This is a genomic window from Rhizobium sp. GN54 (genome assembly GCF_021026345.1).
GTDB lineage: Bacteria > Pseudomonadota > Alphaproteobacteria > Rhizobiales > Rhizobiaceae > Mycoplana.
Genome location: NZ_JAJNCZ010000001.1, coordinates 862178 through 888288, shown reverse-complemented (window position 1 = coordinate 888288; position 26111 = coordinate 862178). Strand labels below are relative to the sequence as shown.

Below are 26111 nucleotides of genomic sequence, written 5' to 3'. Positions count from 1 at the left end.
TTCCTATATCCCGTCGCTCATGCTGCCGGCCGCGCCTTCGACGGGTCTGTCTGCATGATACCTCTTGAGGTCTTCTTCTATCTTTTCCTTCAGGCCGTTGCGAGCCATGTCGTAGCCGACGTCCACCGCCGCCGCGAAGCCCTCGGCATCGGTGCCGCCATGGCTCTTGATGACGATGCCGTTGAGGCCGAGGAAGACACCGCCGTTGACCTTGCGCGGGTCCATCTTCTCGCGCACGCGGTCGAAGGCGCTCTTGGCGAGGATGTAGCCGAGCTTAGCCATCCAGGTCCGCGACATCGCCGCGCGCAGGTATTCGGCGATCTGCCGCGCCGTGCCCTCGGCCGCCTTCAGCGCGATGTTGCCGGCGAAGCCTTCGGTGACGACGACGTCGACCGTGCCGCGGCCGATATCGTCGCCCTCGACGAATCCATAATAGTCGATCGTGTCAAAATTGGCCTCGCGGATGAGCTGGCCCGCCGCCTTGACCTCTTCCTGGCCCTTGATCTCCTCGACGCCGACATTCAGCAGGCCGAGCGTCGGGCGTTCGATCTCGAACAGCGCGCGCGCCATGGCCCCGCCCATCAGGGCGAAGTCGAACAGTTGGTTGGCGTCGGCGCCGATCGTGGCGCCGATATCGAGCACGATGCTCTCGCCCTTCAGCGTCGGCCAGATGCCGGCGATCGCCGGCCGCTCGATGTCGGACATCATCCTCAGGCAGAACTTCGCCATCGCCATCAGCGCGCCGGTGTTGCCGGCGGAGACCGCGACGTCCGCGTCACCCTTCGCGACCGCGTCGAGCGCCATCCACATCGACGACTTGTTGCGGCCGCGGCGCAGCGCCTGGCTCGGCTTCTCGTCCATGGCGATCGCGATCTCGCAATCGGTGAACGTGCTCGCTTCCTTGAGCTTGGGATAGCTGTCGAGCAGCGGCAGGCATTGGGAAGCGATGCCGAACAGGCAGAAACGAATGTCGGGGTGACGTTCGAGCGCCTTGGCTATGCCAGGGATGACGACCTGCGGGCCGTAATCGCCACCCATGACATCGACGGAAATTCTGACCACGCGAGTCCAGTCCTTGTTCTCCAGCCCCGGGGGCGGAATTTCGGTCAAAATACCGCTTTTCATCCGGGTGACAACTGAATTGTCGAGGGCCCGAAAGCCCATTCAGCTCTTTTTCCAGTCCTTCAATGCGGCAAACGGCGACGGCTTTGCGTCATCGGCTTCCGCACTCTCCACGTGAGCGGAAAAGGCGACACCCTCCTTGCGCGGATAGGGGTCGATCGCCATCGCGGCATATTCGGCGGCGACCGCGCCGGCGTCGATCGTGTCGCCGTGGAAGGTCTCGGGACTGTCGGGCCCGTCCGGGTCCAGCAGCATCTCGCCGCTGTCGGTCAGGGCCGCCCGGGCGAGCTTGGAGCCCTCCGGCACGAAGATCGCATCCACCGGCTCGTCGATCTTCGAGGCGACCGGCTCGAGCGTGACGACGCAGGTCTGCACGATCTCGGTCGCGACCCGGCCCTTCAGCCGGACGCCGTCCTTCTTCCAGCGCCGGACCTCGAATTCGGCTGCGAACGCCTTGACCTCGACGACGCCCCACTGCCGCGCCAGAACCCGGCATTCCGCCGGGTCGGCGGCGATTTTCACCGTCACCGGGTTGGAGGAGATATGTCCCACCTTCACGAGATAGGAGAACGGCTGGTCTTCGATGTTCTTCATGGTCCTGTCCTTGGCGGCCTGCCGTCTCAGGTGGCCGGGCCCGCCGGAGGCAGCAGCGCCTCACCGGCTTCGACGGTCGCCTCATCCAGCGCCGTCAGATGAGCCTCGGCGGCAAAGAGATAGCGCGCCAGTTCCTGCATGTCTGGGCCGTCTTCGCCCGTTTCCGGATAGATATTGCGTTTCAGCGCCTGCGCAAGGGCCGTCTCGTCGCCGGCATCGAGGGCGGCTGCATAGGATTCCAGCCGGCCGTAGAAGCGGGCGGCGAGCTTCTTCATCCGCTTCGGCACGCCGACGTCGCTGATGCCGAGTTCCCGGATCGAATGATCGATGTCCTGGAAGAAGGCGTCGACGATCTGCTGGGCGATCTCCTGGCCCGACGTCGCCGATGCACGGGTGCGGCGGAAGTAGACGATCATCACCGCCGACAGCATCTCCAGCCGTCCCATCACCGTGTCGGGTACATCGAGGCGCTCGTAGAGATAGGGCTGCCGCGCGGCCGCGGTCAGGTGGCCGTACTGGCGCTCGACGATCCGCTGGTTTGAGTTTTTTTTCTTCAGCAGGCCGAAAATCATCATAACGCCCAGTTTTGGCTGATTGAAGGAGCGAGCGCTGCCAGTGTCGTGTTGCATGACAGCCGAAGCTGGTTTACCGAAGCACCCACGAATTGCAATGGCTTGCCGGCCATCTTAGGCTCAAGGGGATTGTCGTTGAAGAGACGCTATTTTGGGACTGACATGAAATTGCTACGCAACGCAGCCATTGCCATCGGCCTTTCCACCACCGTGCTTGCAGGATGCCAGACCGGCGAGATCCTGAACCAGGGCTATGTCGTCGACGAACAGACGCTGGCGCTCGCCCCGGTCGGCTCCTCGCGCGAACAGGTGCTGCTGTCGCTCGGCACGCCGTCGACGACGGCGACCTTCGACACCGAGGTCTTCTACTACATCTCGCAGAAGCGTTCGCGCCCGGTCGCCTTCATGAAGCCGAAGCTGATCGAGCAGAGCATCCTGACGGTCTATTTCAACAAGGAAGGCAACGTGGATCGCCTTGCCAACTATACGATGAAGGACGGCGTGCCGTTCGACATGATCTCGCGCACCACGCCGACCGGCGGCGTCGAGCAGACCTTCCTCGGACAGCTCCTGAAGGGCGGCGCCGATCCGAACGCAGCGATCCGCAACGCGCTCAGCCAGCCGCAATAGCGGCGCCCACGATCCCCATGCAAAAGGCCGCGGAGCTTGCGCTCCGCGGCCTTTCTCGTTTCCCTGCCCTCAAGCCAGGACGGCCAGGAGCAGAAGTGCGACGATGTTGGTGATCTTGATCGCCGGGTTCACAGCCGGGCCGGCCGTGTCCTTGTAGGGATCGCCGACCGTGTCGCCGGTGACGGACGCCTTGTGGGCTTCGGACCCCTTCATGTGGCGATGGCCGTCCTTGTCGACGAAGCCGTCCTCGAAGCTCTTCTTGGCATTGTCCCAGGCGCCGCCGCCGGAGGTCATCGAGATGGCCACGAACAGGCCGTTGACGATGACGCCGAGCAGCGAGGCGCCCAGCGCCGCAAAGGCCGAGGCCTTGGAGCCGGAGATCAGGAGCACGCCGAAATAGACGACGAGCGGCGCCAGCACCGGCAGCAGCGAGGGCACGATCATCTCGCGGATCGCGGCCTTGGTCAGAAGGTCGACGGCGCGGCCGTAGTTCGGCTTGTCCGTGCCCTGCATGATGCCGGGCTTCTCCTTGAACTGCCGGCGCACCTCCTCGACGATCGCGCCTGCGGCCCGGCCGACGGCGGTCATGGCGATGCCGCCGAAGAGGTAGGGGATCAGCCCGCCGAAGATCAGCCCTGCCACCACATAGGGATTGGAGAGATCGAAGGAGATCTCGCCCATGCCGGCAAAGTATGGATAGCGCTCCGGATTGGCGGCGAAATAGGCGAGGTCGTTCGAATAGGCGGCGAACAGCACGAGCGCGCCGAGGCCGGCCGAGCCGATCGCATAGCCCTTGGTGACGGCCTTGGTGGTATTGCCGACCGCGTCGAGCGCATCCGTGGACTTGCGCACCTCCGGCGGCAGGTGCGACATCTCGGCGATGCCGCCGGCATTGTCGGTCACCGGACCGAAGGCGTCGAGCGCCACGATCATCCCGGCAAGCCCCAGCATGGCGGTGACCGCGATGCCGGTGCCGAACAGTCCGGCGAGCTGGTAGGTGGAGATGATGCCGCCGACGATGACGATCGCCGGCAACGCGGTCGATTCCAGCGAGACCGCCAGGCCCTGGATGACGTTTGTGCCGTGGCCGGTCACCGAAGCCTGCGCGATCGAATTGACCGGCCGCTTGTTGGTGCCGGTGTAATACTCGGTGATGACCACGATCAGCGCGGTGACGACGAGGCCGAGCAGGCCGCAGACGAACAGGTTCGCCCCCGTCACCTCGACGCCGCCGCCCATGCCGATCGAACCCCAGCCGACCGTCAGCGAGGTCGCGGCCGCAAGGCCCAGGATCGACAGCAGGCCGGTGGCGATCAAACCCTTGTAGAGGGCGCCCATGATCGAGTTGTTGGTTCCGAGCTTGACGAAGAAGGTGCCGATGATCGAGGTGATCACGCAGGCCGCGCAGATCGCCAGCGGATAGACCATCGCCGCGGCCAGCACCGGCGTTCCGGCGAAGAAGATCGCCGCCAGCACCATGGTCGCCACGACCGAGACGGCATAGGTCTCGAACAGGTCGGCCGCCATGCCGGCGCAGTCGCCGACATTGTCGCCGACGTTGTCGGCGATCGTGGCCGGGTTGCGCGGATCGTCCTCGGGAATGCCGGCCTCGACCTTGCCGACGAGGTCGCCGCCGACGTCCGCACCCTTGGTGAAGATGCCGCCGCCGAGACGGGCGAAGATGGAGATGAGCGAGGCGCCGAAGCCGAGTGCCACGAGCGAATCGATGACCTCGCGGGCGGCCGGATCATGGCCGAGGATCGCGGTCAGGTACCAGTAGTAGATCGAGACGCCGAGGAGCGCCAGGCCCGCCACCAGCATGCCGGTGATGGCGCCGGACTTGAAGGCGATCTCGAGGCCGGCCGCCAGGCTGACCGAAGACGCCTGCGCCGTGCGCACGTTGGCGCGGACGGAGACGTGCATGCCGATGAAGCCGGCGACGCCGGACAGCACCGCGCCGATCAGAAAGCCGATGGCGGCGGTGGATGACAGAAGAAGCCAGGCGGCGATGAAGACGACGATCCCGACGATTGCAATGGTCTTGTACTGGCGGGTGAGATAGGCCTGAGCCCCCTCCCGGATATAGCCTGCAATTTCCTGCATGCGGGCGTTCCCCTGATCGGCGGCAAGCACCGACCGCGTCGCCCAGATGGCATAAACCACCGAGAGCAACCCGCATGCGATAACGCCCAACAATATGGCCATTTCGCTATTTCCTCCTGTGAGGCCGCAGTTCCCAGAGCTACGGCCATAAAAAACGCCAGCGACCCGATTGCCTCCTCACAAAACGGGCGGTTGACGACAGGGGCAGAGTGCAAGTGCGAATCGCCCGCGTCAAGACGCAGGCGCCAGATCACAATGATCGGCAGGGCTTATCCTGCCAAAGGCGCAGATCAGCGGGCCCTTGCCCGCGTGCGGTAGAGCAGCATCAAAACGAGGAAGAGGCTGATACCCGTCACCGGCCAGAAGACGAGGTTGATGGTCTGCCAGCCATAGGCGGTGAAGACCTTGCCGGAGGAGAAGGACGCGAGCGCGACCGTGCCGAAGAGGACGATGTCGTGGAAGCCCTGGACCTTGTCGGCCTCGTGCGGGCGGTAGCTGGAGGCGACGATCGCAGTGGAGCCGATGAAGCCGAAGTTCCAGCCGACGCCGAGCAGGATCAGCGCCCCCCAGAAGTTCCAGAGCGCGATGCCCATATGGGCGATCGCCGCGCAGGCCATCAGGATCAGGAGGCCGGCCGCGACCACCTTCTCGGTGCCGAAATGCTGGATCAGCATGCCGGTGAAGAAGCTCGGCGCGAACATGGCAAGCACGTGCCACTGGATGCCGAGGGTGGCGAGTTCCGGCGAGAAGCCGCAGCCGATCACCATGGCGAGCGGCGCACCGGTCATCATGAAGGTCATCAGCGCATAGGTGGCGATGCCGCAGACCATGCCCGTCAGGAAGCGCTGGGTGAGCACGATCTCGGCCAGCGGCCGGACGGGCGCCGCCTGCACGCCTGCCGAAATCCTGGTCTCCGGCAGGCGCAGCATCAGAAACAGCACGATCGCCGACAGGCACAGCGGGACGAGCGCCACGAAGGCACCGGCGAAGAGCACGGGCTCGAAGAGATCCTTGGTGAAGATGACGAGCTGGGGACCGAGGATGGCGGAAACGACGCCGCCAGCAAGGATCCAGGAGATCGCCCGCGGCTTGTAGAACGAAGGCGAGGCGTCGGCTGCGGCAAATCGGATCTTCTGGGCAAAGCCGCTCGAGACCCCGATCATCAGGAAGCCCGCCGCCATCAGCCAGAAATCGGAGCGGAACAGGGCGATCGCCGAAAGCAGGCCGCCGGCTGCGCCCAGCAGCGCGCCGACGATGAAGCCATTGGCACGGCCGAGCGCGCGCGCGAGGATGGCGACGAGGACGGCGCCAAGGGCGACGCCGACGTTGAAACCCGTCAGCGGCGCGGTGGCGAGCGACTTGTCCTCGCCCAGCAGCTGGTAGCCGGCAAGCCCGCCGACGGCGAAGACGATCGGTCCCGCGGAGGCGAGGATCGCCTGCGCCGCCGACAGCAGAAACACGTTGCGGCGCGCGGCAGCCAGTTCGCCTTCCAGACCTTGCGCCGCAACCGTCATCGCAGGAACCTCTAGGCCTTCCGCTCCGTGCGGACCTGCTTGGCGATCCGGTCGAGCACGGCGTTGACGAGCTTCGGCTCGTCGTCCTCGAAGAAGGCCTTGGCGATCTCGACATATTCGGTGACGATGACCGCCACCGGCACGTCCTTGCGCTCGATGAGTTCGAAGACGCCGGCGCGCAGGATCGCGCGCACCGTGGCGTCGAGCCGCGACAGCGCCCAGTCGTCCTGCAGCGCGCCGCCGATCAGCGGGTCGAGCTTGCGCTGGTCGCGCACGACGCCGGAGACGATCGAGCGGAACCAGGCGGGATCCGCCTTCAGGTAGGTCTCGCCGTCGATCTCCTGGCCGAGACGGTGCGCCTCGAACTCGGCGACGATCTCCAGGACCCCGCTGCCGCTGATGTCCATCTGGTAGAGCGCCTGAACGGCCGCAAGGCGGGCCGCCCCGCGCTGGTTCGCCTGTCTTACCGGCTGGTCCGATTTGTCCTTGGTCACGATACGCCGCCCAGTTTCTTCTTCAGTTCGATCATCTTGAGCGCCGCGCGCGCAGCGAACCCGCCCTTGTCGCCCTCGGATCGGCGGGCGCGCGCCCAGGCCTGCTCGTCGTTCTCGACCGTCAGGATGCCGTTGCCGATCGGCAGGCTTTCGCTGACGGTCAGGTCCATGATGGCGCGGCTGGATTCGTTGGCGACGATGTCGAAGTGATAGGTCTCGCCGCGGATGACCATACCGAGAGCGACGAAACCGTCATATTCGGTGCCGCCGTAGTCCATGCCGTCGAGCGCCATGGAGATGGCGCCGGGGATCTCCAGCGCGCCGGGAACCGTCACGATGTCGTAGGTCGCCCCCGCAGCGTCGAGCGCCGCCTTGGCGCCGTCGAGCAGCGCGTCCGCCATGTCGTCGTAGAAACGTGCCTCGACGACGAGGAGATGTGGGGTTTCAGCATTTGCCATGGGTCACCCGAACGTTGGAAAAATGGCACGCGGATCGTCGCGGCAGAGGCGCGGTCAAACCACGACGGGCCGGCGATGGCAAGGAAATTCGCACACATCTGTGCGAATCCCGCAAACCATGCGCAATGTGTCGCAGGCGCGATCCGGACACGTGTCCCGATCGCTGTCGCTGAAGTCGCGGCGAGAGCGTCACAGCCGCCATCGGAGGAACCGGATCATGGAAAAGCTCCCAAAACCCGTCGTCAACCCAGGCCGGTCGAAGCTCGATCACTGGACGAGAGGCAGCCTCTACGAATCGCGCGACATCGCATTCGGCCGGCTGCTCGGGCTGAAGAACCTCGGGATCGGCTACAGCGAGGTGCCGCCGGGCAAGTCCGGCTGTCCGTTCCATAGCCACCATGTCGAGGAGGAACTCTTCGTCATCCTCGAAGGGACCGGCACTTACCGCTTCGGCGAGACCCGCCATCCGGTCGGGCCGGGCGATGTGCTCGGTGCGCCGGCCGGCGGGGCGGACACGGCCCATCACCTGGTCAATACCGGAGAGGTGCCGCTGAAATACCTGTCGATCTCGACCATGGCGGCAACCGAGATCTGCGAATATCCGGACTCCGGCAAGTTCCTCGCCAAGACCCGCAAGGAAGCCGGCGGCCCCGTCGAGTTCCGCTACCTCGGCCGGCTGGAGAGCGCGGTCGACTACTGGGAGGGCGAGCCGGGAGCGGACGAGAGCTGATTGAACGCTCCCCTCCCCGACACAGATGGCTCTGCGCCCGCCGAGGCAGCAAGGCGCGAAACTGTCTCGCCCCCGGTTTGCTGCAATCCTTGTCGGGAGCGCCCGTCATTTGTCACCCCGAACCTGATCCGGGGCCAGCAGCGCCGCGTCTGCGGCGCGAAAGATCGCTTTTTCGCGCAAGGACTTGCGCGCGCTGGACGCCGGATCAAGTCCGGCACGACGGCACCCGTGGTGACTGCTCGAACGATTGCCCGGCACAAGGCCTTGCCCGGTCGGAGTCGCGGACAGCGGCTGCTTCCGGGACAAGCGGGCTCCCGCGGGGGAGCCCGGGCCGGTTCAGGCGAGCGTTCTTGCGCGCTCGGCAAGCCGCACATGGGCGTCGCCGATCGGGTCGTCCCTCTTGGCGAACGGCATCACGACCGTCCGCAGCAGGGCCTTGAGGTGATCGCGGCCGCGCTGGTGCATGACCGGGGCGAAGGACGCCATGGTGAGCGTGGCCGCATCCGGCATGACCTTGGTCACTTCGGCGAAGTTCGCGAAGATCTCGTAGTTGGCCGCCTCGATGCGGAAGGTCTCGGCCGGCGCACCCTCGGCCAGCACGATCTCGTGGCTGTCCAGCAGGATGTGGAAATAATCGGCCGTATCGTGCCCCTTCGGCATTGCCGGAACGATCGAACGACCGTTGGCCAGGTCCTTGGCCTGGATCAGCACGCCGTCCACATGCAGGTGGTGGTAGGGCGAAAGATAGAGGTCCTTCGCCGGAACGCCATCGGCGAGCGCATCGCGCGCGATGCGGATCGGCATCACGTTCCTCGTCCAGGCGGAGCCCGTCCGCTTGAAGGTCTGCCGGCCGATCCAGCGAACGGCCATGCTCTTGCCGGTCACCGTGGTGATATGGTCGCCGACGCGAAGGTTCTCGACCAGCACTTCCCCCTTCGGGGTCGCGATCGCAGTGCCGCGCAGGAAACAGCGCGGCCCCCAGCCCGGCTTGCCCTTGCGTCCGCGATGGGCGAGCGCGCTGCCGGGAAACATGCTCGTCGCCGCGACACCGATGGCCGCTGCCTTCGCGCCCGCGGCCACGGCCGCGCCGAGGAAATTCCGTCGAGCCCGGTTGAACTCGGAACGTTGCTTACCGTTCGTAGACATAGCTTCCTCCTTGCACCGCTATCCGCTACCGTACACACCACATCCTGCCGCAATCAGGGATGTTAAGGAACATGCGTCCACCCGCTCCGCGCCCCCGAATACGGTGGCGCCGGGTACCCCGGAGGGGATAGCGATCGGTCTTCAGGAGGAGGGCGTACCGCTAAAGTGGATATCCGCCAGCGGAGCTAGACCTCGAACGAACGATCTAGATCGTCTTTGAGGTTGGGAATTCGGCGAGGCGGGCGGCATAGCGCGCCATGGTGTCGACCTCGAAGTTGACGAAATCGCCAGCCTTGCGCTCGCCCCATGTCGTCACCTCGAGCGTGTGCCGGATCAACAGGACGTCGAACACGTCGCCCTCGACCCGGTTGACCGTGAGCGAGGTGCCGTCGAGCGCGACCGAGCCCTTCGGCGCGACGAAGCGCTCGAGGCCAGCCGGGGCGCGCAGCGTATAGCGGGTGGCGTCGCCCTCGGCCTCGACGGACAGGATCTCGGCCTTGCCGTCGACATGGCCGGAGACGAGATGGCCGCCGAGTTCGTCGCCGATCTTCAGCGAGCGTTCGAGATTGACGCGCGTGCCCGCATTCCAGGCGGCGATCGTGGTCAGCCGCAGCGCTTCTTCCCAGGCCTCGACCTCGAACCAGCGTTCATTGGAGCCTGCCGTGGGCAGCGCCGTCACCGTCAGGCAGGTGCCGGCATGGGAGATCGAGGCCCCCATGTCGATCGTCGAGGGGTCATAGGCCGTGCGCACGCGCAGCCGCACGCCCTCGTTCATGGGTTCGACCCGCTCGACCGTGCCGACATCCGTTACGATTCCAGTGAACATGACCAGTCTCTTTCGTATTCTTCCAACAAATCGGGGCCGAACCGCAGGGTACGCACGAGCGAGAAGCCTGCGGGCGCCGTTCCGGGCACAAGTGGGGATCGGATCCCCCCTTCGCCAATGGGGACCGCTCCCGCGTAGAGATGGATGCGGTCGACGAGGCCCGCCGAAAGGAAGCTCGACGCGACGGACGCGCCGCCTTCCACCAGAAGCGAGGCAATGCCGCGCGACGCCAGCGCCGACAGGAGAACCGGCAGCTTGTGCGGATCGCACTGCACGACCTCGACGCCCGCCTCGTCCAGCACCGAGCGGCGGGCGAGAAACGCCTGGTCCTCGGCCTCGTCGAAGCGCGGCGGCTCGGTCGCGATCGCCATCACCGGCACCGTGTTTGCGGTGAGCGCCAGCTTCCCATAGGGCGGCAGCCTCAGGTCGCGATCCAGCACGATGCGGATCGGCGAACGGTCGCCGAGCCCCGGCAGGCGGCAGGTCAGTTCCGGATCGTCCGCCTCGGCCGTGCCGACGCCGATCAGGATCGCATCGCTCGCAGCCCGCAGGACCTGTACCTGCCCGCGCGCGACGGGGCCGGTGACGACAAGCTGGCCGGCGCCGAGCCGACCGATCATGCCGTCCGGAGAAACCGCCAGCTTGAGAGTGATATAGGGGCGTTTCTTCACCTGCCGCATGAGATAGGCGGCCAGTGCCCGGCGCCCGTCTTCAGCCAGCACGCCGGTCTCGACCGCGATCCCCGCCGCTTCGAGCATGGCAAATCCCCTGCCCGAGACGCGCTCGTCCGGATCGCGCACGGCCACCACCACCCGCGCAACCCCCGCCTCGATCAGCGCATCGGCGCAGGGCGGCGTCCTGCCGTGGTGGGAACAGGGCTCGAGGGTGACGTAGGCGGTTGCCCCGCGTGCCGCCTCGCCTGCCTCGCCGAGTGCCATGCGTTCGGCATGCGGGCGGCCGCCGATGTCGGTAACGCCGGTGGCAAGCACGCGCCCGTCCTTGACCAGCACGCAGCCGACGGACGGATTGGTACCGGTGCGCCCGAGATTGCGCAGGCTCAGCCGGATCGCTGCGGCCATGAAGCGCTCGTCTTCCGCCGCATCCGCCATGCTCAGCCCTCGTCGCCAGGGTCGCGCGCGATCTTCGCGGCGACCTCGCTGAGCGTCTTTTCGAAATCGTCCACATGGGAGAAGTCGCGGTAGACGGAGGCGTAGCGGACGAAGGCCACGTCATCCAGCGCCTTCAGCGCCTCCAGCACCTGCAGGCCGATCTGCTCCGAAGAGATCTCGGTCTCGCCGGAGCTCTCCAGCCTGCGGACGATGCCCGAGACCGCCCGCTCGATCCGGTCGCGATCGACCGGCCGCTTGCGCAGCGCGATCTCGAACGACTTCATCAGCTTCTCGCGCTCGAAGGGGGCCTTCTTGCCCGTCTTCTTCAGCACCATCAGGTCCCGCAGTTGCACCCGCTCGAAGGTGGTGAAACGGCCGCCGCAATCCGGGCAGATGCGGCGGCGGCGGATGGCGGTCCCGTCCTCTGCAGGACGGGAATCCTTCACCTGGGTATCTTCCGAGGCGCAATAGGGGCAGCGCATGCCGCCTCCTTACATGTAGGGATACATCGGGAAGCGGTCGGTCAGCTTGACCACCTTCTCCCGGACCGCAGCCTCGACGGCAGCATTGCCCTCGTCGGAATTGGCGACCTTCAGGCCATCGAGGACCTCGACGATCAGGTTGCCGATCTCCTTGAACTCGGCCTCCTTGAAGCCGCGCGTGGTGCCTGCCGGCGTGCCGAGGCGGATGCCTGACGTGACGAAGGGCTTTTCGGGGTCGAAGGGGATGCCGTTCTTGTTGCAGGTGATGTAGCCGCGGCCGAGTGCCGCCTCGGCGCGCTTGCCGGTGGCGTTCTTCTTGCGCAGGTCGACCAGCATCAGGTGGTTGTCGGTGCCGCCGGAGACGATGTCGAGGCCGCCTGCGATCAGCGTCTCGGCCAGCGCCTTGGCGTTCTTGACGATCTGGGCGGCATAGTCCTTGAAGTCCGGCTTGAGCGCCTCGCCGAAGGCCACGGCCTTGGCGGCGATGATGTGCATCAGCGGGCCGCCCTGCAGGCCCGGGAAGACGGCCGAGTTGATCTTCTTGGCGATGTCCTCGTCATTGGTCAGGACGACGCCGCCGCGCGGGCCGCGCAGCGACTTGTGCGTCGTGGTGGTGGCGACGTGGCAATGCGGGAACGGCGAGGGATGCTGGTCACCGGCGACGAGGCCGGCAATGTGGGCCATGTCGACCATCAGGTAGGCGCCGACCGAATCGGCGATCTCGCGGAAGCGCTTCCAGTCCCAGATGCGCGAATAGGCGGTGCCGCCGGCGATGATGAGCTTCGGCTTGTGCTGCTCGGCCTTGCGCGCAACGTCGTCCATGTCGAGCAGGTTGTCGCCTTCGCGCACGCCGTAGGAGACGACGTTGAACCACTTGCCGGACATGTTGACCGGCGAGCCGTGGGTCAGGTGGCCGCCCGAGTTCAGGTCGAGGCCCATGAAGGTGTCGCCCGGCTGCAGCAGCGCCAGGAACACCGCCTGGTTCATCTGCGAACCGGAGTTCGGCTGGACGTTGGCGAAGTTGACGCCGAACAGCTTCTTGGCGCGCTCGATCGCCAGTTCCTCGGCGATGTCGACGAACTGGCAGCCGCCGTAATAGCGCTTGCCCGGATAGCCCTCGGCATACTTGTTGGTCATGATCGAGCCCTGGGCCTCGAGCACGGCGCGCGAGACGATGTTCTCGGAAGCGATCAGCTCGATCTCATGGCGCTGGCGGCCGAGTTCCTTCTCGATCGCGCCGAAAATATCCGGATCGGTATCGGCAAGCGAGCGGGAGAAGAATGCTTCGGTGTTGGAAGAAAGGCTCATCCTCGAGGCTCCTGTAAGACGGTGGCACGGTGTTTATCGTCCTCGCATGGCAAGGGCAATATCCGCTGTGCCGATTGCGGCATTTCGAGCCGGGCTTTGGAACAATTACGACGCCGGCCGACGGCCGCAACGGAAAGGGCCGCGCAACCTTCCGATTGCACGGCCCTGCGAAAGTCGCGGCGGGCAGGCTTACTGCGGCAGGAAGTCCCTGTCGATCGGGCCGGCGGCCTGTTCGACGCCGATATTGGTCTGCAGCGCCAGTTCGGCCACGCCGTCCTGCTCGTAGATGTCGTCGCGGAACTGCACGACGCGGTCGGTCGCCGACCAGGCCGTGACGTAGACGATGTAGACTGGCACTTCCTGGGCGAGCTTGATCGGGGTGTTCTGGCGGGTGGCGATGACGCGCTCGATCTCCTGGCGCGACCAGCCCTGCGTATCGCGCAGCAGCCAGGTGATGAGGTCGCGGACGTTCTGCACGCGCACGCAGCCGGAGGATTCGAAGCGCATCAGCTTGTTGAACAGGCCCTGCGAGGGCGTGTCGTGCATGTACTCGTTGTTCGGATTGTGGAAGTTGATCTTCGTCGAGGCCATGGCATTGATCTTGCCGGGGTCCTGCCGGAACATCAGGTTCGGCGCCTTGTCGGCGTACCAGTCGATCGTCTCCGGCGCCACCTCGTTGCCCTTGCCGTCGAGCAGACGGATGGCGTTGTCCTTCAGGTAGCTCGGATTCTTGCGCATCAGCGGCACGATATCCTTCTCGATGATCGAGCGCGGCGCGGTCCAGTACGGGTTCAGGATGACTTCGTAGATCTTGGAGTTGATGGCATGCGTCGGGCGGTCGATCTTGCCGACGATCGCGGCGTGGCGGAGCGCCACACGATTGTTCTCGACAGCCTCGATATAGGCGGCCGGGATATTGACCATCACGAAGCGGTGGCCGAGGTCGCCGGACATGGCCTGGATGCGGATGAGGTTGGTCTGGAGCTGGCCGAGACGGACATTCGCCGGAACGTTCATCGCCTTCAGCGTGAACTCGCCGAGCACGCCGTCCGCGGGCAGGCCGTGGCGGGCCTGGAAGCGCTTGACCGCGCCGTCGACGTAGGAATCGTAGGCGTTCGAGATGCCGGCAGAGCGCGGCAGGTCGCCCGAGACGATCAGGCGCTGGCGCAACTGCTGGACGGAGCCGTCGCTGACGCCGAGCTCGAGCCTCTGCGAGGCATTGACCATCGGCCAGCCGCCGCTGGAGACGATGTTCTGGTAGTCGAAGATCGCCTGCTGGATGTGGCCGGCCGAGCCGGGGCCGAAGATCGGATTGTTGGAGACGACAGCGGTCGCGGTGCGCGACGCCTTGGCGTCGAACTGGTCGTCCCAGTTGCCCCGCCCCGTGGCGTTGAGGATGTCGTCGATCGCGGTCTGGGCGGCGGCCGATCCGGCAACGGCGGCAGCGCCGACAGTGGCTGCGGACCGCAGGAAGGCGCGGCGCGAAAACACATCAATTCCGATCTTGCGAGACATCTATCCTACCATTCTCTGCCCGGCCGCAAGCGACCATCGCCCGTACGAATCTTGCGCCACACGGCCCATATCCCACGGAACCTAATACGAACAGGGTTAACAAACGGAGACCGGCCATGCCGAACCTGCATGGCTGGAGCCATCCTCTCGCTGTCACAGTAATATGGCCAAAGCGTGTCTGGCGCGAACACGCCGGCCTCACGCAGGCGTGATCGCGGGGTGATGTCCGGTGCTGTATCCAGCCTCTCAGCCAACACATTCCGATTGATCGTTTACACTTCGGGAAAAGCTGAAATAATCTCCAGGCACGGCTTTCTCGTCATTCGCTTGCGACAAGAGCAGATCGATGACCTCGGACCGCCCCGTTTCCACGCCCTACACCGACCTCCCCCCGTCCCGATACTGGCGCAGCGCCGTGGCGGATAGGCACCCTCTGGATATGGAGGACCTCTATTCGCCCCGTTTCCCGATCGGCCCCGCGGACCGGATCGCGGTGGCGGGCAGCTGTTTTGCACAGCATGTCGGCCGGGCGTTGAAGGCGAGCGGCTTTTCCGTCATCGACCAGGAGCCGCCGCCAGAGGACCTTGATCGCCGGTTCGCCGAGACCTATGGCTACGGGATCTATTCCGCCCGCTACGGCAATATCTATACAGCCCGCCAGTTGCTGCAATTGCTGAAGGACAGCCAGGCGGGAACGGTTCGGGAGGGCGATTTCTGGACGCGCGACGGGCGCTACTACGACGCGCTCCGGCCCTCCGTGGAGCCCACCGGGCTCGACAGCCTGGCAGAAGCCATGGCCCATCGCTCCAAGCACCTCGGGAAGGTGCGGGCGATGCTGGAGAGGACGGATATCTTCATCTTCACGCTCGGCCTCACCGAGGCCTGGCGCGCGACCGGTTCGGGCGTCGTCTACCCGACCTGCCCCGGCGTCGTCGCCGGGCAGTTCGACGACGAGACGTTCGCCTTCGTCAACTTCGATTTCGTGGAGATCCTGCAGGACATGATCGAGGTGCGGACAATCCTCAAGGCGATCAATCCCGCAATGCGCTTCCTCTTCACCGTCTCGCCCGTGCCCCTGGCGGCGACAGCCTCGGGGCAGAACGTGCTGGTGGCGACGACCTATTCGAAATCCGTCCTGCGTGCCGTATGCGGCTCGCTCTGCAACCGGTTCGACGATATCGACTATTTCCCCTCCTACGAGATCATCGCCTCTCCTTCCACCCGCGGCTTCTTCTACGAGCCGAACATGCGCTCCGTGAACCCGCACGGCGTCAAGCACGTCATGCAGACGTTCTTGAAAGCACATGGCGTGAAGGCTGGCGCTGGTGCCGGCAAGGACGGGAAACGCCAAAAGGCGAAAGGCAAGCGCTCTGCCGGGAAGTCTTCCGACAACGTGATCTGCGAAGAAGCGCTGCTGGAGGCGTTTGCCTGATGGCGAGGGCGATCTGCGTCATCGGAAACTCCCATATCGGAGCACTGAAGCTCGGCTGGGAAAGACTGAAAGGAAATTACGACCACCAGCTTTCGTTCCTGGGGGTGCCAGGTGCCCATTTTCGCAAACTCGCCGTCCAGGACGGCAAAGTCGTCGCGACCACACAGATTTCCCAGCGATATTTCTCAAAGACCATGGATACGGAAGCGATCGCGCTGGAATCTTACGATGCGATCATCGTGGTCGCGGCGGGGCTCGGACTGCTCAAGACCATGGAGTTGACGGATCGCTGGCGGCCATACTGGCTGCTGGACGACGGAGCACTTGGCGCGTCGGCGGAATTCGATCTGGTCTCGACCAAGGTGTTCGAGGAACTGGTTGCCGCGAAGGTTCGCAAGAGCTTCGCGCACAAGTTCGTCAGCCGGATTTCACAGCAGGGCGCGGCAGCCGTTCTCTACATGCCCACGCCGCTGCCATCCTCGGACGCCAAGCTTCGGACGCAGTATACAAATCCCGTCCTTGGCCTTCTGACAGGCGCAAAGGGGCGGGAACTTGCCTCGGTCTATTTCGACGCGGTCGAGAAGGTAATGAGGAGCGAGCGGGTCATGCGTCCGCCGGCGCACATCTTGGTGGACGGGGCGATGACCGATAGCCGGTACAGCCGGGGTTCGGTCCGTCTCGACAGCGAAAGCGACCATCCGGAGCACGACCTGCAGCACATGAATGCCGACTATGGCGCGTTGATCCTGGAAGCGGCGCTCGACCGCCTCGCCGGAAATTCCGACTGGCGCTGATTTCAGTTCAGGGGCGCGCGCGCCTGCATCGGACAGGCGTCAGCGCAGCGCTACGGGCGGTCGCCGTTTCGCGTTCCGGCATACGGCGACCGCGCCTTTCCGGCGCCATCACAGGCGGTACAGGATGCTATCGTTCCAGAAGCGATCGAGGCGCTGCAGCAGGCGGTTCATCTCGGTGAACTCGTTCTCGCCGATGCCGCCGACCTGCTGGATCGAGCCGATGTGGCGCTCGTAGAGCCTGGCGACCGTCTCGGCCACTCCCTGGCCGCTCTCGGTCAGGCTGATGCGGACCGAGCGGCGGTCGACGCGGGAGCGCTGGTGGTTGATGAAGCCGAGGTCGACCAGCTTCTTGACGTTGTAGGAGACGTTCGAGCCGAGGTAGTAGCCGCGCGAGCGCAGTTCGCCGGCGGTCAGTTCGGAGTTGCCGATGTTGAAGAGCAGCAGCGCCTGGACGGCGTTGACGTCGGAACGGCCGGCACGGTCGAATTCATCCTTGATGACGTCGAGCAGGCGACGGTGCAGGCGTTCGACGAGGTGGAGGGATTCCAGATAGAGATTGCGGATCGCAACTTCCTGCTGGTCGATGGCGGGTGCCTGCGGCTTAAGCTTCGTGTTCATTTTCTGCCTCACTGTTTTGGTGGCGGTGTCTGTTCCCGCCTTGAGTGAGACCCTATCGAATGCGTCTAAAATTCTACTTAAACCGCAGCCTTAACAGCGCCTTACCGGAACGCGACCCTGTCTCAGGGTAAATCAGTCCTTACCTGACGCGCCTGCTTGCGCCGCTGCAGGAACAGGGCAAGCTGGAAAAGCACGTAGACGGCGGCCACCGCGAGATGGGCGATGACGAGCAGCGGCTTGATGCCGAAGATGGAGGGATAGAACGCGTGCATGGCGATCTCGGTCGCCGCTGCGAGCACCCAGATGACAGCCCCCCAGGGCGCCAGCAGCCACAGGCCGACGGCGGCCACGGGGAACATGACGGCCAGTGCCGTCGAGGCCGCCTTCCAGGCCGACGGCAGGAGGTCAAAGCGCCCCCTCCCCTCCAGCGAGAAGCCGGTCAGCATCGCCCAGTACTGCAACGCGAACCACAGGCACAAGATGGCCATCATCCGCAGGAACAGCATGTACAGCGTGTCCGTCAGCGTCCATCGCGGCACGTTTGGAGAATCAGAAGCCATGGGCGGACAATAGCAGCCCGCCACCGCCCATAAAGCGTCAATGTCCGCAACAAGGGCTTCGTGCCGCATTCGCGCGGGCGCCGCATTCTGCTATGGAGCGATCGGCATGCCATGAGCACACAGAACCTCGCAAGGACAGGACCCATGACCAACATCGTCGACCAGATCACCGGCCACCGGCGTATGCGCCGCAATCGCAAGGCGGACTGGACGAGGCGCCTCGTGCAGGAAAGCAGGCTGACGGTCGACGACCTGATCTGGCCGGTCTTCGTCGTTCCCGGCGCGAACGTCGTGGAGCCGATCCCCTCGATGCCGGGCGTCAACCGCATGAGCGTGGACCGCCTGGTCGAGGCGGCGAAGGAGGCGGCCGACCTCGGCGTGCCGGCGCTCGCCACCTTCCCCAACATCGAGATGAGCCTGCGCGATGAGACGGGGTCGAACAGCCTCGCCGCCGACAATCTCATCAATCAGGCGACGCGGGCGCTCAAGCAGCACGTGCCGCAGATCGGCGTGATCACCGACGTGGCGCTCGATCCCTTCACCAGCCACGGCCATGACGGCATCCTGCGCGGCAGCGAGATCGTCAACGACGAGACGGTGGAACAGGTGGCGAAGGCTGCCGTCGTCCAGGCGGACGCCGGCTCGGACATCATCTCGCCGTCCGAGATGATGGACGGGCGGATCGGCGTGATCCGCCAGGCGCTGGACGAGGCCGGCCACCAGAACGTCGGCATCATGTCCTATGCGACGAAGTTCGCCTCCGCCTTCTACGGGCCCTATCGCGAGGCGATCGGCACCGGCGGGCTGCTGAAGGGCGACAAGAAGACCTATTATATCGATCCCGCCAACGGCACCGAGGCGATCCGCGACGCGGCACTCGACGTCGAGGAGGGGGCGGACATGCTGATGGTCAAGCCGGGCCTGCCCTATCTCGACATCTGCTGGCGGATGAAGGAGGCGTTCGGCCTGCCGGTGTTCGCCTATCAGGTGTCCGGCGAATATGCGCAGATCAGGGCCGCGGCGATGAACGGCTGGATCGACGGCGACCGGGTGATGATGGAGACGCTGCTGGCCTTCAAGCGCGCGGGCTGCGACGGCATCCTGACCTATTTCGCCGTCGAGGTGGCAAGGGCGCTGGCGAAGAAGGGCTGACGGCCCGAACAGGTCGTCGCATCGGCTTTCCGGAGGATACCGCGTGCGTTTGTTGCATTCGCACCGGCAATTCCCATATCAGGAACATGATTGAACGTAGGAGCCATTCGATGAGCAATATTGACGAGGTTCGTCTGCCGAGCACGGACTGGCGCGCCTACCGCGGCGTGCTGTCGCGACGGATCTTCGCCTTCCTGATCGACTATGCGATCGTGGCGCTCCTCTGGGTGCCGGCGGCGGTGGTCGTCTTCTTTCTCGGCATCATCACGCTGGGGCTCGGCTGGATGCTCTATCCGGCTCTGTTCGTCATTGTCGCCATGCTCTATTTCGGCCTGACGGTCGGCGGGCCGAACCAGGCGAGCGTCGGCATGAACGTGATGGATCTCGTCGTCATGCGCACCGACGGGCGGCCGATGGATTTCCTCACCTCCGTCGTCTACCTCGTGCTGTTCTGGATCGGCAATGCGCTTTTGACGCCGTTCATCCTGCTGATCGGTCTCTTCACCGACCGCAGCCGCCTCTTGCATGATCTCCTGCTCGGCACCGTCGTCGTCAGGCGATCGAGCACCTAGCACCGTTTGCATCCGGTGCGCCCGCCGAAGCCGCGCCTCAGCCATTGCGCTGTCGGCATTCTTCGAAAGGAGGCTCCGGGTGCCCTTCATTTGTAATGTTTCGCCCGGCCCGGACCGGTTGACCTTTTGCTCAACTGCGCCATGCTAATATTGATCGTCAGGCCCGGTTGGAGTCGCGCGCCGAAAACATGAATACCCAAACAACCCCTGCTCCCCAGTTCTATCTGACGGCTCCGGCTGCTTGCCCGTACCTGCCGCATGAAATGGAGCGGAAGGTGTTCACCCATCTGGTCGGCGAGCGCGCGCCCGAACTCAACGACCTCTTGACCCAGGGTGGCTTCCGCCGTTCGCAGAACATCGCCTACCGCCCCGCCTGCGAAACCTGCCGGGCGTGCATCTCGGTGCGCATCCTCGTCAACGAGTTCCGGCCGACCCGCTCGATGCGGCGCGTGCTCGCCGGCAATGCCGATCTCGTGGGCTATGAGTATCCGGCCGAACCGTCGAGCGAGCAGTATTCCCTGTTCCGCAGCTACCTCGATCGCCGCCACCAGAAGGGTGGCATGTCCGACATGTCGGTGCTCGACTATGCGATGATGGTGGAGGATACCCATGTCCACACCAAGATTATCGAGTACCGCAAGCGCGCGGAGGGATCGGGCCTGGAGGAGCGGCCGCGCGGCGAACTGGTTTCGGTGGCGCTGACGGACCGGATGGGCGACGGGCTGTCGATGGTCTACTCCTTCTTCGATCCCGCCCAGGACCAGCGTTCGCTCGGAACCTTCATGATCCTGGACCACGTCCGGCGCGCCAAGGCGCTTGGCCTGCCCCATGTCTATCTCGGCTACTGGGTCAAGGGATCGCGGAAGATGGACTATAAAACAAAGTTTTTGCCGCAGGAGCACCTGATGGCACGCGGTTGGGAACGCTATGATGGCGAAACCTCTGACTGAGAATCGGATTTTCGCTTGTCGTACCTCCAAGACCCCGCCCTGCACCGCAAGGGCCTGCTGATCACCGCCATCGGCGGCCTCGCGCTCTCCTTCGACATTCCTCTGATCCGCTCCGCGCAGGGCGAGGTGTGGTCGGTGCTGGCGGTGCGCAGCCTTGCGACCTGCACCGTCGCCTTCGTCGTGTGGTCGATCGTGCGCCTCCTGCTCCGGCGTCCGCTCACGCTCGTTCCGGGCCGCGCGGGCATCCTGGCCGGCGCGCTCTACGGCATCGGGTCGATGACCTTCATGCTCGCGGTCTTCAACACGACGACGGCGAACGTGGTCTTCATCCTCGCCTTCACCTCGATGTTCGCGGCATTGCTCTCCTGGATCTTCCTCGGCGAGCGGCCGGCCAACGCGACGCTGCTCGCCATGGCCGCCATGGTGTGCGGCGTGGCGCTGATCGTGCAGGACGGACTGGTCAGCGGCAATCTCTTCGGCGATGTGATGGCAGCCCTGAACGCGTTCGTGCTCGCCAGCGCGATCACCGTCAGCCGCAAGAGCGGCGCCGACATGGGGTTCGTGCCGCTCGTCGCCGCCGTCATCCCCGCCGCCGTCGCCCTAACCATGCTGCCGGGCGGGGCGTTCCAGATCGAACAGCCCGGCTTCATCCTTTTCAACGGGCTCGTGATGATCCCGCTGGCGTTCTGGTGCCTCGCCACCGGCCCGCGCTATCTCTCCGCGCCCGAGGTCGGCATGTTCTACCTGCTGGAGACCATCCTTGCGCCGATCTGGGTGTGGATCATCTTCACCGAGCGCCCCTCCGGCCAGACGCTTGTGGGCGGATCGATCCTGATTGCGGCGCTGTTCGCCCATTCGCTGTGGCAGATGCACAGCAAGGCCAGGGCGGCACGCCGGCTGAAAGGCTGCCCGGAGATCGCCGCGACACAGGCCTGACCGCTCGAATTGCGACGGCTCGCGATCCATGTTATAACACCGTTGCAACATGAGGACACTGCCATGAACGTCACCATCCGCAAGATCGGCAACTCCGAAGGCATCATCATCCCGAAAGAGGTGCTGGAGCGTCTGGGATTGAAGGCGGGGGACGAATTTTCCGTGACGGAAGAAAACGGCCAGCTCACGCTCGTTCCGCAAAATGCCGGGCTCGCCGAACAGCTCCGCGCCGCGAGCATCGGCATGGAGAAATACCGTGTCGCCCTGCGCGAACTCGCCAAATGAACCAGCTGAAGTGGCTCACTCGCGAGGCCATCGAACTCGTCCATGGCGACCAGTTGCGAGAACATGGTGGCCTGCCGGGACTGAAGGACGAAAACGCGCTGGAAGCGGCGCTCGCGCGGCCACAGCACAAGGCGGCTTACGGCGAGGATGACCTGTTCGTACTCGCCGCCGCCTACCTCTACGGTATCGTCCGCAACCATCCCTTCTCGGACGGCAACAAGCGCACCGGATTCCTGGCGGCCTTCATGTTTCTCTACATCAACGGCCACCTGATCCGGGCGGATCAGGGTCTGGTGATCGAACTCGTGCTCGGCGTGGCCGCCGGCGAGATCGATGAGGACGGGGCGACACGCTTCCTGCGTGACTTCACCGCCCCCCTGCCCTCCAGGTCCTGAACACCAAAGCGTGTTGCGATCCTCCGGATTCGCTCTGCACGCTTTGGCCTCCTTTTTTGCATGTCGTTATCGCAAAACCGCTGCACACTTTTGCGCGACATGCTTCAGCCGCTGAACTTGCCGCTACGCGGGAAGCCCTTCGGCACCGTGCGGCCGGCGCTGGCGCGGTCGCCCATCCATTCGGTGAGCTCTTCCCGGGTGCGGACGAAGGTGCGGCCGGCGCTGTCGTCCCAGCTGAGCCCCTCGGCCATCGCAAAGCAGCGGAGGTCGGAAACGCCGCCGTCCTTGTAGCGCTGCAGGCGCACGCCCTTGCCGCGCGACATTTCCGGCAGTTGCACGAGCGGGAAGATCAGCATCTTGCGGTTCTCGCCGACGACGGCGACGTGATCGCCGCGCACCGGCACCACGAGCCTCGCCTCGTCCGGCATGCCGACGTTCATGATCTGCTTGCCCTTGCGGGTGTTGGCGACCATCTCGGTCTCGGCGACGACGAAGCCGTTGCCGGCCTGCGAGGCGAGGATCACCTTGCGGGCGGGGTCGTGGACGAAAGCCGTCAGCACGTCCTGGTCGTTTTCCATATCGACCATGATCCGCAGCGGCTCGCCGTGGCCGCGGCCGCCCGGCAGCTTGTCGGCGCCGAGCGTATAGACCTTGCCGCCGGTGGTGACGATCAGGATCTTGTCCGTCGTCTGCGCCGGGAAGGCGACGTTGAGCGCATCGCCCTCCTTGAACTGCAGGCCGGAGGTGTCGGCGATATGGCCCTTGAGCGCGCGGATCCAGCCCTTCTCGGAGATGACGACCGTCACCGGCTCCTTCTCGATCATGGCCTGCTGGATCGCCTCGATATCGGTCTCCGGCGCATCGGAGAACTGGCTGCGACGGCGGCCGATCTCGGTCGCCTTGGCGAACTTCTTCTTCACCTCGCCGATCTGCCAGGCCACCGTCTGCCACTGCTTGGCTTCCGAGGCGAGCAGGGATTCGATCTCAGCCTTCTCCTTGGTCAAGCCGTCGAACTCCGTGCGGATCTCGAATTCCTCGAGCTTGCGCAGCGAGCGCAGCCGCATGTTGAGGATCGATTCGGCCTGCAGGTCCGTGAGCGTGAAGCGCTCCATCAGGGCGGGCTTCGGCTCGTCCTCCTCGCGGATGATGCGGATGACCTCGTCGATGTTGAGATAGGCGACGAGGTAGCCGCCGAGGATCTCCAGCCGGCGCTCGATCGCCGCCAGCCGGTGACGCGAACGGCGCAGCAGCACCTCGCGGCGATGCGCCAGCCATTCCGACAACACCTCGTTCAGCGCCATCACCCGCGGCACGCGGCCCATCGACAGCACGTTCATGTTGAGCGGAATGCGGCTTTCCAGTTCCGACAGCTTGAACAGCGATTCCATCAAGAGAGCCGCATCGACGCTGCGGCTCTTCGGCACCAGCACGATGCGCACGTCCTCGGCGGATTCGTCGCGGATGTCCTCCAGGAGGGGAACCTTCCGCGCGATCAGCAGTTCGGCGATCTTCTCGATCAGCCGCGACTTCTGCACCTGGTAGGGGATTTCGGTGACGACTATCTGGTAGCCGCCGCGGCCGAGGTCCTCGGTCTCCCATTTCGCCCGCACGCGGAAGCCGCCGCGGCCGGTGCGGTAGGATTCCAGCATGCTCGCGCGGCTCTCGACGATCACGCCGCCGGTCGGGAAATCCGGTCCCTCGATGCCGCCCTTCTGCGGGTTGGCCGGATCGAACATCAGTTCCTCGACCGTCGCCTGCGGGTTCTTGATCAGGTAAAGTGCTGCGTCGCAGAGTTCGTGCGCATTGTGCGGCGGGATCGAAGTCGCCATGCCGACCGCGATGCCGGAAGCACCATTGGCGAGCAGGTTGGGGAAGGAGCCCGGCAGCACGACCGGCTCGTCGTCCTCCTCGTTGTAGGTTGGGCGGAAATCGACCGCATCCTCATCGATCCCCTCCAGGATCAGTGTCGCGACGTCGGTCATCCGCGCTTCGGTGTAGCGCATCGCGGCCGCGTTATCGCCGTCGATGTTGCCGAAATTGCCCTGCCCGTCGACGAGCGGATAGCGGATGGCGAAATCCTGCGACAGGCGCACCAGCGCGTCGTAGATCGAGGCGTCGCCGTGCGGGTGGAACTTACCCATCACGTCGCCGACGATGCGGGCGCATTTCTTGTAGGCCTGTCCCGGATCGAGCCTGAGCACGCGCATGGCATGGACGATGCGGCGGTGGACCGGCTTGAGGCCGTCGCGAACGTCGGGCAACGCCCGGTGCATGATGGTCGACAGCGCATAGGCGAGATAGCGCTCTTCGAGCGCCGCCTTCAGGTCGACCGGAAGGATGTTGTCGTCGTCTCCGCCACCGGGCGGCAAAATCTCTTGTCCCATGGGACTTGACTAGCGAACTAGCCGATTCGCGGCAAGAAATCCGGGCGATTGCGCTGTGGATAGCCGCGCGGGTGCAGGTCACATTTCCGGGCCCTTCGCCCACTAGACTGGCCTTGCACGGATGCTTAACCGCGCGCGAATATTGTCCGCGCGCCACACGTATAAGTGCGGGGACGGCACCCGTCATCCTATTGCCAGATAAGAGGAATTCCGATGTTTCATTACCGCACTCTCCGCACGACGCTGACAGGCGTTGCGCTTGCAGCCCTTGCAGGCCCCGCCTTCGCGCTGGACGGCGCCGACCTCGTCGCCAAGCTCAATGCGGCGAACGGCGCAAGCGGGCTGACCGTCTCTTTCGCCAGCATCGCCACCGACGGCGACACCCTGACCCTCCAGGGCACGAAGGTGACGTCGACCGGCGGCGAGCCGGCGGAGATCGGCGACGTCAGGCTCGAGGGCGTGGCGGAAAGCGGCGACGGCGGCTATACGGTCGAGACGGTCCGGTTCGCCGACGTCAACCGCACCGAGGGCGACACGACCATCACGGCGAGCGGCATGGAGCTCGGCGGGCTCGTCATCCCGGCGAAGGCCGACGGCACCTCGCTCGACACCATGCTCTTCTACGAGCGCGCCAGCTCCGGCCCGATCACCGTCATAAACAAGGGCACCGAGGTCTTCTCCCTCTCCGGCATGGAGGGCAACGTCGTCCGCCGCGCCGGCAATGTCGGGCTCGACTATGACGGCACGGTCTCCGGCATCAAGGCAGACCTCACCCAGGTCGACGACCCGAAGAGCCGCGAGACGATCCAGAAGCTGGGCCTGACCACGATCAGCGGCAAGGCCAGCATGAAGGGCGGCTGGGCGCTCGACACCGGCCTGATGACGGTCGACGAATACGCGCTCGACTTCGACGATATCGGCCGGCTCGACCTCACCTTCGCCATTTCCGGCTATACGCTGGACTTCATCAACGCGATGCGCGAGGCGATCGAGGCGAGCCAGGCCAACCCCAAAAGCGATGAAGCCAACAACGCGCTCGGCATGTCGATGCTGGGGCTGATGCAGCAACTGACCTTCAACAGCGCCAAGGTCAGCTTCGTCGATGCCTCGCTGACGAAGAAGGTGCTGGACGTCGTCGGCGCCGAACAGGGCGTCAGCGGCGAGCAGATGGCGCAGTCGCTGAAGGGCCTTGCGCCGCTGATGATCGCGCAGCTCAACATGCCCGAGTTGCAGAACCAGATCGCCCAGGCGGTCAATACCTATCTCGACGACCCGCGAAGCCTGACGATCACCGCGGCCCCGGCAGCCCCGGTCCCCTTCCCGATGATCATGGGCGCCGCCATGGGCGCGCCGAACACGATCCCGCAGGTGCTGGGCGTGACGGTGACGGCGAACGACTAGCAACGGCCCTGCGACCGACGATGAGCGAC

The 26111-nt window shown here is 65.0% G+C and carries 27 protein-coding genes; 11 read left to right on the top strand and 16 right to left on the bottom strand.

All coding sequences use genetic code 11. The features are described from left to right. Nucleotides 1–3: 3 nt before the first annotated feature. The 3 genes from plsX to LQK81_RS04230 form a co-directional block, all read right to left on the bottom strand. Nucleotides 4–1062 (bottom strand): phosphate acyltransferase PlsX, encoded by a 1059-nt coding sequence (gene plsX, locus LQK81_RS04240; RefSeq protein WP_230803686.1) that lies wholly within the window; start codon nt 1060–1062, stop codon nt 4–6. A 102-nt stretch (nt 1063–1164) separates the two neighbouring features. Beyond that, the gene (locus LQK81_RS04235) at nt 1165–1716 is read right to left on the bottom strand and encodes a YceD family protein (protein ID WP_230803684.1); all 552 of its coding nucleotides are present in this window, start codon (nt 1714–1716) and stop codon (nt 1165–1167) included. 26 nt (nt 1717–1742) lie between these two features. Beyond that, nucleotides 1743–2345 carry a ubiquinol-cytochrome C chaperone family protein gene (locus LQK81_RS04230; protein WP_230803682.1) on the bottom strand — a complete coding sequence of 201 codons (603 nt, stop codon included), beginning with the start codon at nt 2343–2345 and terminating at the stop codon, nt 1743–1745. A 78-nt stretch (nt 2346–2423) separates the two neighbouring features. Between LQK81_RS04230 and LQK81_RS04225 the strand changes: the two genes are divergently transcribed. Next, nucleotides 2424–2918, top strand: coding sequence for an outer membrane protein assembly factor BamE (locus LQK81_RS04225; RefSeq protein WP_230803679.1), 495 nt, complete (start codon nt 2424–2426; stop codon nt 2916–2918). Between the two features lie 69 nt (nt 2919–2987). Here the strand turns inward: LQK81_RS04225 and LQK81_RS04220 are convergent, their stop codons facing one another. From LQK81_RS04220 to ribH, 4 genes are all read right to left on the bottom strand, one after another. Beyond that, nucleotides 2988–5123: a sodium-translocating pyrophosphatase gene (locus tag LQK81_RS04220; RefSeq protein ID WP_230803678.1), complete on the bottom strand. Its 2136-nt coding sequence runs from the start codon at nt 5121–5123 to the stop codon at nt 2988–2990. Between the two features lie 188 nt (nt 5124–5311). Continuing rightward, entirely contained in the window at nt 5312–6535 is a 1224-nt protein-coding gene (locus LQK81_RS04215; protein ID WP_230803676.1) for an MFS transporter, read from the bottom strand. Nucleotides 6536–6546: 11 nt separating this feature from the next. After that, on the bottom strand, nt 6547–7029 hold the full coding sequence (gene nusB / locus LQK81_RS04210) for a transcription antitermination factor NusB (protein ID WP_230803674.1): 483 nt from the start codon (nt 7027–7029) through the stop codon (nt 6547–6549). Further along, on the bottom strand, nt 7026–7487 hold the full coding sequence (gene ribH / locus LQK81_RS04205; RefSeq protein WP_230803672.1) for a 6,7-dimethyl-8-ribityllumazine synthase: 462 nt from the start codon (nt 7485–7487) through the stop codon (nt 7026–7028). The genes nusB and ribH overlap by 4 nt, the downstream gene beginning before the upstream one ends. Nucleotides 7488–7704: 217 nt before the next feature. Between ribH and LQK81_RS04200 the strand changes: the two genes are divergently transcribed. Beyond that, complete coding sequence (locus LQK81_RS04200) at nt 7705–8217, top strand: cupin domain-containing protein (RefSeq protein WP_230803670.1); 513 nt, start codon at nt 7705–7707, stop codon at nt 8215–8217. A 336-nt stretch (nt 8218–8553) separates the two neighbouring features. Here LQK81_RS04200 and LQK81_RS04195 read toward each other — a convergent pair whose 3' ends face one another. The 6 genes from LQK81_RS04195 to LQK81_RS04170 all read right to left on the bottom strand — a co-directional run bounded on the left by LQK81_RS04195 (nt 8554) and on the right by LQK81_RS04170 (nt 14603). Beyond that, nucleotides 8554–9363 carry a Hint domain-containing protein gene (locus LQK81_RS04195; RefSeq protein ID WP_230803662.1) on the bottom strand — a complete coding sequence of 270 codons (810 nt, stop codon included), beginning with the start codon at nt 9361–9363 and terminating at the stop codon, nt 8554–8556. 205 nt (nt 9364–9568) lie between these two features. Beyond that, entirely contained in the window at nt 9569–10189 is a 621-nt protein-coding gene (locus LQK81_RS04190; protein ID WP_230803661.1) for a riboflavin synthase, read from the bottom strand. Next, complete coding sequence (gene ribD / locus LQK81_RS04185; RefSeq protein WP_230803660.1) at nt 10171–11298, bottom strand: bifunctional diaminohydroxyphosphoribosylaminopyrimidine deaminase/5-amino-6-(5-phosphoribosylamino)uracil reductase RibD; 1128 nt, start codon at nt 11296–11298, stop codon at nt 10171–10173. The genes LQK81_RS04190 and ribD overlap by 19 nt, the downstream gene beginning before the upstream one ends. A 2-nt stretch (nt 11299–11300) precedes the next feature. After that, entirely contained in the window at nt 11301–11780 is a 480-nt protein-coding gene (nrdR, locus tag LQK81_RS04180; protein WP_230803659.1) for a transcriptional regulator NrdR, read from the bottom strand. Between the two features lie 9 nt (nt 11781–11789). Beyond that, nucleotides 11790–13088: a serine hydroxymethyltransferase gene (gene glyA / locus LQK81_RS04175; protein ID WP_230803658.1), complete on the bottom strand. Its 1299-nt coding sequence runs from the start codon at nt 13086–13088 to the stop codon at nt 11790–11792. 189 nt (nt 13089–13277) lie between these two features. Next, nucleotides 13278–14603 carry a L,D-transpeptidase family protein gene (locus LQK81_RS04170; protein ID WP_230803656.1) on the bottom strand — a complete coding sequence of 442 codons (1326 nt, stop codon included), beginning with the start codon at nt 14601–14603 and terminating at the stop codon, nt 13278–13280. Nucleotides 14604–14949: 346 nt separating this feature from the next. Here LQK81_RS04170 and LQK81_RS04165 point away from each other — a divergent pair, with 346 nt between their 5' ends. Then, nucleotides 14950–16035: a GSCFA domain-containing protein gene (locus tag LQK81_RS04165; protein WP_230803654.1), complete on the top strand. Its 1086-nt coding sequence runs from the start codon at nt 14950–14952 to the stop codon at nt 16033–16035. Further along, on the top strand, nt 16035–16829 hold the full coding sequence (locus LQK81_RS04160) for a hypothetical protein (protein ID WP_230803651.1): 795 nt from the start codon (nt 16035–16037) through the stop codon (nt 16827–16829). The genes LQK81_RS04165 and LQK81_RS04160 overlap by 1 nt, the downstream gene beginning before the upstream one ends. Nucleotides 16830–16937: 108 nt before the next feature. Here the strand turns inward: LQK81_RS04160 and ldtR are convergent, their stop codons facing one another. Together ldtR and LQK81_RS04150 are read right to left on the bottom strand one after the other, a co-directional pair. Then, nucleotides 16938–17447 carry a transcriptional regulator LdtR gene (gene ldtR, locus LQK81_RS04155; protein ID WP_230803648.1) on the bottom strand — a complete coding sequence of 170 codons (510 nt, stop codon included), beginning with the start codon at nt 17445–17447 and terminating at the stop codon, nt 16938–16940. Nucleotides 17448–17569: 122 nt separating this feature from the next. Next, nucleotides 17570–18007 carry a DUF6163 family protein gene (locus LQK81_RS04150; RefSeq protein ID WP_230803646.1) on the bottom strand — a complete coding sequence of 146 codons (438 nt, stop codon included), beginning with the start codon at nt 18005–18007 and terminating at the stop codon, nt 17570–17572. 144 nt (nt 18008–18151) lie between these two features. Here LQK81_RS04150 and hemB point away from each other — a divergent pair, with 144 nt between their 5' ends. The 6 genes from hemB (at nt 18152) to LQK81_RS04120 (ending at nt 22297) form a co-directional block, all read left to right on the top strand. Next, complete coding sequence (gene hemB / locus LQK81_RS04145) at nt 18152–19159, top strand: porphobilinogen synthase (RefSeq protein WP_230803644.1); 1008 nt, start codon at nt 18152–18154, stop codon at nt 19157–19159. A 110-nt stretch (nt 19160–19269) separates the two neighbouring features. After that, the gene (locus LQK81_RS04140) at nt 19270–19731 is read left to right on the top strand and encodes an RDD family protein (protein WP_230803642.1); all 462 of its coding nucleotides are present in this window, start codon (nt 19270–19272) and stop codon (nt 19729–19731) included. A gap of 188 nt (nt 19732–19919) precedes the next feature. Further along, a complete protein-coding gene (locus LQK81_RS04135; protein WP_230803640.1) occupies nt 19920–20681 on the top strand; it encodes an arginyltransferase in 762 nt (253 codons plus the stop codon). A gap of 15 nt (nt 20682–20696) precedes the next feature. Beyond that, nucleotides 20697–21617, top strand: coding sequence for a DMT family transporter (locus tag LQK81_RS04130; protein WP_230803636.1), 921 nt, complete (start codon nt 20697–20699; stop codon nt 21615–21617). Nucleotides 21618–21680: 63 nt separating this feature from the next. After that, nucleotides 21681–21902 (top strand): AbrB/MazE/SpoVT family DNA-binding domain-containing protein, encoded by a 222-nt coding sequence (locus LQK81_RS04125; protein ID WP_230803632.1) that lies wholly within the window; start codon nt 21681–21683, stop codon nt 21900–21902. After that, the gene (locus LQK81_RS04120) at nt 21899–22297 is read left to right on the top strand and encodes a type II toxin-antitoxin system death-on-curing family toxin (RefSeq protein WP_230803629.1); all 399 of its coding nucleotides are present in this window, start codon (nt 21899–21901) and stop codon (nt 22295–22297) included. Before LQK81_RS04125 ends, LQK81_RS04120 begins: the two co-directional genes overlap by 4 nt. 104 nt (nt 22298–22401) lie before the next feature. Here the strand turns inward: LQK81_RS04120 and parC are convergent, their stop codons facing one another. Further along, a complete protein-coding gene (gene parC / locus LQK81_RS04115; RefSeq protein ID WP_230803626.1) occupies nt 22402–24681 on the bottom strand; it encodes a DNA topoisomerase IV subunit A in 2280 nt (759 codons plus the stop codon). A gap of 213 nt (nt 24682–24894) precedes the next feature. Between parC and LQK81_RS04110 the strand changes: the two genes are divergently transcribed. Continuing rightward, nucleotides 24895–26082 (top strand): hypothetical protein, encoded by a 1188-nt coding sequence (locus tag LQK81_RS04110; RefSeq protein ID WP_230803624.1) that lies wholly within the window; start codon nt 24895–24897, stop codon nt 26080–26082. Nucleotides 26083–26111 lie beyond the last annotated feature (29 nt).